Here is a 5,421-nt window from a genome sequence, read left to right on the forward strand (position 1 = left end):
CTCGTTCCTTCAGCTCAACGCTGTACTTCCGTGGTGCTGCCATGCTCTCTATCCTTCACAGGTTCGAGAGCCTCCGACAGACCCGGGGCGATTCAATCCCCGGTATTGCCCGGCCGCGGTGTTCCTGCGATGGGCACGGTTGCTGGCGTTCATGGACAAATGGCTGATCAACGACGCATTGGAAGAAGCGTTGATCAAAGCCCGGCCCCTCACCGACACGTCGGTCGAGTCCTACGCCCCGCTGCCGCCGATCCGCGACGACGGACCACTGCTGTTGCCGATCGATCGCTGGGGCGGTCTCGGTATGGGCTCCCTGCAGCACGCAGGCCAGCCCCGCGGGTTACGCGCCACCACCATCGCCGACATCCTCACGGCCCGACTCGACGGCACCGGGAGCCGACGCCGACGCCGCTGGGACGACGAACCGGACTGGAATGTCGACGACGACCCGATGGTGGACAGCGTCCCCGAACCCGAGCTGGGGGAGTGGGATGTGCGATCCGGGTTGCGGGCTCGCGCGGATGCGCAGACGTTGCTCAGCGGGGTGGGTGACGCACTCGATGAGGTCGAACGCGAGGCCGACGAGCTCGCCGCCCGGATCGCCGCAGTCCTCAACGGCGAATACCCAGTGCTCAACGGCTCCGCGGCCGGCGACGCCTGAACCGAACTCGTGCGGCCCGGTACGTCGCCTGGTCGACGGCGGTTATCGGTACGGGGTGGGGGAGACGGTCAGGTTCTTTGCGGCCGTGGTGTAGCTGAACGCGTGCAGAGCTCCCTGGGCTGCCAGGTAGTTCTCGTGCTGATTCGGTCCGGGGCCGACCCGGACAGCGACGACGGCGTCGGCGGGCAGTGACCAGGTGACGTATGGGATGAGCTTCGCTCCGCGGTTGCGGTAGGTCGGTCCCTCGCTCATGCCGAGGTGAATGACTCGCCATTCCCCTTCCTCGCGGAAGCCGTTGTGCTTGAACTGCGTTGCATAGCGGGACAACTCCCGGATGCAGTGGTCGAGCATCCCGGAACTGGCCTCGGGGGCTTCTGTGCGGTGGAGACGCCCATCCACCCATCTCTGCACGTAGTCGGTCACTGTCGTCCACGACGTGGGATCGTCGTCGTACAGCACCTTCTTGACCTTCGCCTCCCGGTGGTTGGGGAGCGCATCCCTGCGGATGCCGATGGCGAATCCGTCGAGTCCACCGCAGTAGGCGCGCCACTGGCTGAGCACATCGTTGTGCGCGGAGAACGATGTGACGTAGCAGTGGATGTGGTTGCTGTAGGTGCGCTGCTCCACCCTGTCGATCGCCTCGCAGAGCTTGCGCAGGAAGTCGGCCTTTTCCTTCGGGTTGGCGACCAGATGAGGCTCATCCGGCTGGTAGTCGATCGCCTCCAGTTGTTCGGCACGGGGAATAAGCACCTGCTTCTTGATGATTCCCAGGCCGTGGATCAATTCCCGACTGTCGTTGAGGTACTCGACCGCTGTTGCGCGAAACGACGGCTGGCACTTCTGCGGACCCACGACGCCGGATTCTCGCGGCTCCGGGTTGCTACCGAGGATGCCGAGCAGACCACCTGCATCGGTGTAGTGCCACAACGTGTCGGGTTCGGTCAAAGTGTTTCTCCTGGAATCGATGAGCAGTGCATACGCACAACGACGATGAGGACAGCGCGGTTCCCGACGCAGACGACTGCAGTGATTTCCGCGGACGAGCGTTGCTCTCAGGTGTCGGAGTGTTCAGTGGCCGATTCGTAGCTGAGGATGCCGTCGCAGCGGGTGGCGACTCGTTGGATCAGCTCGCCGCTGGTGTAGTCGTCGACGAGCAGTTCGACCGAGTGGATCTCGGCGGTCAGGGGGTGGTCGAAGGCGGCACGGGCGTTGGCGGCGCAGATCGTGCCGGTGCCGTCGCCTGGATACAGCGCGGCGATGACCGCGGCGGGAGTGAACCGGCCTCCGAGACCGTCCTCGGAGTGCTGGCGGCCGTCCCACCAACGTTGCAGGGCTTGCTGTTGGGCGCGTTCGCGGGGGACTTCGACGTCCATGATGGTGAAGCGTTCGTAGCCGGCGGCGCCGAGTTGCCGCAGCAGTCGTTCGCCGAGTCCGGGCCAGCTGAAGGTGCCTTCGATGACGATGTTTTCCCCGCGCTGCATGCACACCTCTTGCAGGGCGTCGAGGATTTTCGTCGATTCGGTGTGCACGAGGGTGGCCAGCTCGCGGGGCATGATGGTCCTGCCGTCGGGCAGTTCGATCTCGAGAATGCTCCGGTAGATGCCGGTGTCGAGGGCGTCGCGGATGAGGTGGTCTTTGACGCGGTCGGCGTCGAGAACGCGCCAGCCTTGCCCGGCGAGGCCGTGGCGTTTGATGCTGGTGGATTTCCCGGCGCCGGGTACCCCGGCGGTGGCGATGGCGCAGAACTGGCCTTCGAGGACGACGTTGTGCTGTTCGGCGAGGTAGCGCTCGATGATCCGGTCGACGGTGCGACGCCGATGTGGGTCGGTGGCGTAGAGCCGGTGTGAGGCGGTGGCACCGCCTCGGTCGAGGGTGCCACCGGCCGCGCACATGCGCTCGAGGACTGCAGCTGTGGCTGCGCGCAGGTCCGCCACTACGCGCGCCCTGCGGCGTTGCGTCGGGCGGCGGTGATCTTCAGTAGGTGCTGGTAGTCCTCGTCGGACAACAGATCTCCGGCGCGTTCGATCTGATCCCAGGTGCCGGGTAGGTAGGTCTCTCCGGTGGGGTCGGTGGTGCCGAAGGTGTAGTTCCAGTTCTCGAGTTCGCGCATCATCGCCGCGTGGTCGATTACTCCGGCGGCGTGTTCGAGCAGCACCTCACGCGGGCTGCGCTCGCAGACGTGCGGGGTGAGCCGTGCTGTTTTGGCCAGGCGGCTGACCTCGGGTTGTTCGACGCCGAGCGCCTCGGCGATGCGGCGCTGAGGCCAGCCGGCCTGCACGGCGTCGTGGACGGCGCGGAGTTTGAGGATCTTGGCCAGTTCGTTGCGGGCGGGCACCGCTCGTAGTCGGCGTCCGATCTCCGGTTCGTATGCAAGTGACACAGGAACCATCTCCTCACCTGGTGTTATACGAAATTGTATCACCATGGCGGGGGCACACCGACGAGGACAGCAACTCGACGACAGCCCCCACCCCACAGCCCTGCTCTACCGATCAGCGACCCGCTCGCGATAGCTCCTCCCCGCTGCCCGGATACGCCCCGCAAGATCCTCCGGCGAATGATTCCTCCGCCTCACCAACTCTCCGAGTTCGGGTACCACCGGATGCGGGGTTCGCTCACGGGCCCGTCGTTCGATGTGGTCGGTGACCGAATCAAGATCCTCGTACGAACGCGTGTCCTCCCCAACGACAACCGTGATCGGCACCTCGATACCGAGTTCGAGTGCGGCCTCTCGCGCATGCCCGGTCCACGCCTCGATATAGGACCGACGGTCCTGATCGACGAGTTCGTCGATCGCATCGATCTCGTCCACCAACGACTGATCCCGAGCGGGGTCGCCGACGTCTTCGCTGCGGAGCCGTTCAAGCGCGTCGATGTCCTCGTCGTAGACCTGCTCGAGCCCCGCGTAGTACCAGTAATCGTCGAGGTCCAGCACCACCCGGACAGGCACAGTTCGCCACCGTGGCAAGTCCTCCTCCATCACCGTTCCGTTGACGAGTTGAGCGACGAGGCCGGCCTCCCACGAGCCTGGGCGTCCGATGAGGAGCTTCTCGACCGAACCGACATTCGCAGTGACGCTGGCAAGGATGCGGGCGAGTTCGTCAGCGAAATCGATTGCGCTGCCGTCTTCGCGGACACTGCGCGCCAGAGCGGTCAAAGCGGCGATCACCTGATCCCGAACCTGAGGGTCGACACCTGCCCGGAAGGGTTGCGGTTGTGCGGCACTGTCGGCAGCAGAGGTCGGGTCCTCGCCTCGAGCTACCGCGCGCATGGCCTCCGGAAAGGTCGTACCGGGATGCGCGGCCTGATAGGCGCGAGCAGCCTTCTTACGGGCGGAGTTCTTGGTCATGGCGGGCTCCGATCACATGGCCGTCGCGGCGTCCCGCATCCACCACGGACGGATGTGACGGTCAGCAAGGGTTGCAGATCCGGGGGACCTCGCCCTCAGGCGCGGCCGAAGTGGTGATGCGGGCACCGGTCGGCAACGTCGGGGTCAGCCATGCAACGTGGCTCTGATCGTGAAGGTAGCAGACCCGACCGTCACACCCGGGCTCACCACTCCCGCGCGCACCCGCCGCATGTCCCCTCGGGACAATACCCCGACCGTTCCACCGCGCTCGACCCGGAAGACGAAGAACAGAGACGAATCGGGGACTATTTACGCAGCTCATCGCATATGTGGTGTATTGCCTACACCGACCACACAGCTACTGTTTTCGGCACAGCATTACTGGTCGGTGCAACTGAGCAGATCCTGTCCCCACGAACACAGTCGCCGTGCGTCCGGTGGGTGCAGAGGAGTTGCTCACCCCGCACCCACCGGTGCCCTTCCCCTCGCTCAGACCACAGCAGCCAGGACCTGCGGAGACCTGTCGAACACCTCCGGCGCGCAGCGGTCACGGTAATCCGCTTCCGGCCGCAGCCCCGCCGCGATCTCAGCGGTCACCAAGAACGACCCCGCCGCCTCGATGTGCCAGGCACGGTGCGCGCGAGCGAGCTCGTCGGCCACCCGCGGCCGAAAATTCGGGCCGTAGCTGAGAAACGGCTGCAGCGCCTCGAGACGTGCCGCCACGTTCGCAACGGCCTGCAGCGCATCCCCACGTCGGCTGATCTCCTTCATCGCTGAACTCCCTTCCTCGACAACCGGTACGCACCAGTTCTCTCCCGAAGCCAGGCACAGCGCGGCACCCACGGAGCCCGCACCTGCACGACACATGCACCGGGCCTGCGCACTCACGCAGGCGGATCCATCGCCGTTCATGCCGGCACGGACCACGCCGGTGGACAGGCCCACCCCCGCTGCGGAGCCGATAAGCGCACCGAAGAGCAGAACCGCCGTCAGTACGGTGACCTTCCGACCACCCATCGAAAGGACCTCGTTCATGTCGATTCGCCGACGCATCACCCGCGCAGCGGCCCTCGCTGCCTCCACCCTCGCTGTCGCCGCCGGCGCAGCACTGGTCACCACCGGAACCTCGGCAGCTGCTCCGGTACCGACCCTACAGGTCACGGGCACCGCCATCGTGCCGATCCCGTCCGGGCAGTGCCACGGCAGCATCGACGTCGCATTCGAGCATGTCCCCGGCCGCCCCGACCAGGCCGAGGTGATTTTCACCCCGAACGGCACCTACGGATCGATCCCCGGTTGCGAAGTGCCCACCAACATGAATCGCCCCGGGTCTGTCGGAGGCTCTCGAACCTGTGAAGGATAGAGAGCATGGCAGCACCACGGAAGTACAGCGTTGAGCTGAAGGAACGAG

General features: G+C 65.5%; 6 protein-coding genes and 1 pseudogene. 2 read left to right on the forward strand and 5 right to left on the reverse strand.

Annotated elements, in window-relative coordinates; translation table 11 throughout:
• Positions 1-661, forward strand: a pseudogene (locus ABZ789_RS22500) (hypothetical protein); the annotation flags it as partial.
• A 42-nt stretch (positions 662-703) separates the two neighbouring features.
• Here the strand turns inward: ABZ789_RS22500 and ABZ789_RS22505 are convergent.
• From ABZ789_RS22505 to ABZ789_RS22525, 5 genes are all read right to left on the reverse strand, one after another.
• Positions 704-1,606 (reverse strand): DUF2971 domain-containing protein, encoded by a 903-nt coding sequence (locus ABZ789_RS22505; protein ID WP_358428852.1) that lies wholly within the window; start codon positions 1,604-1,606, stop codon positions 704-706.
• Between the two features lie 107 nt (positions 1,607-1,713).
• Complete coding sequence (locus ABZ789_RS22510) at positions 1,714-2,595, reverse strand: zeta toxin family protein (RefSeq protein WP_358428855.1); 882 nt, start codon at positions 2,593-2,595, stop codon at positions 1,714-1,716.
• A complete protein-coding gene (locus ABZ789_RS22515; RefSeq protein ID WP_358428857.1) occupies positions 2,595-3,050 on the reverse strand; it encodes a hypothetical protein in 456 nt (151 codons plus the stop codon). Before ABZ789_RS22515 ends, ABZ789_RS22510 begins: the two co-directional genes overlap by 1 nt.
• Positions 3,051-3,146: 96 nt before the next feature.
• Positions 3,147-4,010, reverse strand: coding sequence for a hypothetical protein (locus tag ABZ789_RS22520; RefSeq protein WP_358428860.1), 864 nt, complete (start codon positions 4,008-4,010; stop codon positions 3,147-3,149).
• Between the two features lie 489 nt (positions 4,011-4,499).
• A complete protein-coding gene (locus ABZ789_RS22525; protein ID WP_358428863.1) occupies positions 4,500-5,045 on the reverse strand; it encodes a hypothetical protein in 546 nt (181 codons plus the stop codon).
• Between ABZ789_RS22525 and ABZ789_RS22530 the strand changes: the two genes are divergently transcribed.
• Positions 5,044-5,373, forward strand: coding sequence for a hypothetical protein (locus ABZ789_RS22530; RefSeq protein WP_358428866.1), 330 nt, complete (start codon positions 5,044-5,046; stop codon positions 5,371-5,373). The two genes, ABZ789_RS22525 and ABZ789_RS22530, sit on opposite strands and share 2 nt — an antisense overlap.
• The last annotated feature ends 48 nt before the right edge of the window (positions 5,374-5,421 follow it).

It is taken from the genome of Rhodococcus sp. NPDC047139 (genome assembly GCF_040643435.1).
Lineage (GTDB): Bacteria > Actinomycetota > Actinomycetes > Mycobacteriales > Mycobacteriaceae > Rhodococcus.